Below are 509 nucleotides of genomic sequence, written 5' to 3'. Positions count from 1 at the left end.
GATTTTACGAGGTTTGCAGCCTCCCAAAAAGAACAAATCAGAGGACAGTTTTACGGTTTGCCGGGCACATTCGTTCTGCAAGCATCACCGTCACCTCCGGCTCACAGGCTGCCTTCGGGGAGCCGATTTGGGACGTGGTCGATATTCTCGCCCATTTTGACAATCCGTACGTGATCGCTCTTTCGGTCATTACGCTTTGCATCGCCGCCATTTCGGTAAACGTTGCGGCAAATATTGTCTCGCCTGCCTATGATCTGGCCAATTTTTTGCCGAAATACATCGATTTCAAGCGAGGCAGCTATTTGACAGCAGTTTTGGCCCTGTTCACTTTTCCATGGAAGCTGATGGAGAATGAAGCGAGTGTGTTTTCGTTTCTCGGCACGATCGGCGGAATATTGGGCCCGGTCGCAGGCGTTATACTCGCCGATTATTTCATCATCCGGAAGCGCACCCTCTGCCTCGAAGATCTCTATTCCGCAAAAGGACAGTATATGTATTATAAAGGCTAT

Annotated in this window: 1 pseudogene; it reads left to right on the top strand. The window is 49.5% G+C overall.

Annotated features, from left to right (window positions below):
- Positions 1-509 (top strand): annotated as a pseudogene (locus ACWHAR_RS32345) (cytosine permease); the annotation flags it as partial.

Source organism: Bacillus sp. LR--39, from assembly GCF_053613335.1.
This window is presented reverse-complemented; position numbering and strand designations above follow the sequence as displayed.